This is a genomic window from Rhodoferax ferrireducens (assembly GCF_003347515.1).
In the GTDB taxonomy this organism is placed as follows: Bacteria; Pseudomonadota; Gammaproteobacteria; order Burkholderiales; family Burkholderiaceae_C; genus Rhodoferax.
Map to the genome: position 1 here is coordinate 1 of NZ_QEII01000250.1, position 258 is coordinate 258.

The following is a 258-nucleotide window of genomic DNA, read 5'->3' on the forward strand; positions in this document are numbered from 1 at the left end:
AGAAGAAGCTGCGCGAGCGCATGAAGATACCGGTGTTCCACGACGACCAGCACGGCACCGCCATCGTCGCCGCCGCGGCTATCCTGAACGCGCTCAAACACGTCGACAAGGACATCGGCGAGGTCAAACTCGTGGCCTCGGGCGCCGGCGCCGCCGCGCTGGCCTGCCTGGACCTGATCGTCAGCCTGGGGCTGCCGATGCGCAATGTGTTCGTGGCCGACAGCAACGGCGTGGTCTATGCCGGGCGCAAGGAGCAGA

1 protein-coding gene is annotated in these 258 nt (G+C 66.7%); it reads left to right on the forward strand.

What is annotated here, in order from left to right; translation table 11 throughout:
- Positions 1 to 258: malic enzyme-like NAD(P)-binding protein (locus C5P05_RS08375; protein ID WP_332871326.1), on the forward strand; the 258-nt coding region annotated here is incomplete at both ends.